Source organism: Vibrio sp. S234-5, from assembly GCF_000960595.1.
Taxonomy (GTDB): Bacteria; Pseudomonadota; Gammaproteobacteria; order Enterobacterales; family Vibrionaceae; genus Vibrio.
This window is the reverse complement of the sequence record NZ_JZAM01000416.1, coordinates 1-768: the sequence shown is the minus strand read 5'-3', so window position 1 is coordinate 768 and position 768 is coordinate 1. Positions and strand designations below refer to the sequence as shown.

General features: G+C 44.3%; 1 protein-coding gene. It reads left to right on the top strand.

The features are described 5' to 3' along the window. Positions 1–271: hypothetical protein (locus UF06_RS27280; RefSeq protein ID WP_045572486.1), on the top strand; the 271-nt coding region annotated here is incomplete at its 5' end. Positions 272–768: the final 497 nt, after the last annotated feature.

The following is a 768-nucleotide window of genomic DNA, read 5'->3' as shown; positions in this document are numbered from 1 at the left end:
GCGTTGTAACCTTGGCTCTTTAGCTTGGTGTTTCTCGGCAAGTTGGCTTCAGTGGGTGCGGTTTTCTGGACAATTATTCTTTGGCGCTGGAAATTCAGCGAATTGCCTCAATCAATTTTCGGGCAAGCGCGAGGTTGAGGCGGTTGGCTCAATAAGCAATCTGATCTTAGGTTTGTTTAGTATTAGCGGTCAAAGTTCAAAGTCTGATTTTCAAAATCATGAGTCATTTCAGTTTTTTGGTTTTTGGGTTTTGTTTGTGAATCAAAGCTGAGTTGATCTTGGTTTTGGTACAACGTAAGTCATTGAAGCTTAAGCATAACAAACGGTTCAAGAGGGACAGCCAACGCGCGGCATTTTTACCATGCGTTAGTTTTTGTGGTTACGGTGTTATGCGGAAGCTTGGTAATGGCGTTGGCTGCCCCTTAACCGGGCGTTAGGGCTTACGAAATAATAGATATTGGAGTCTATCGAATGGAGTTGGTTGCTCAATATGGCACAAGTGTTTTGGTGCTTGGTTTATCAGGGATGCTGTTCTTTGTTCAGCTATTGGTCGCCGATGTTGTAGGCATAAAAAAGGGACATATACCAGGGACAGCGGTCACGGACGGGCATGAAAGTTTTCTGTTTCGTTCTAATCGTGCCAGGGCGTCCGCATGAATGGTTAGAATTTAGTCATTGACTTAAATCCAGCAACTAAGACTTGCTCCAAGAAGCCGGGGTTCATCATGCAACGTTTCTGCTTCATTGGCACACTAATTTTGCTTGGCT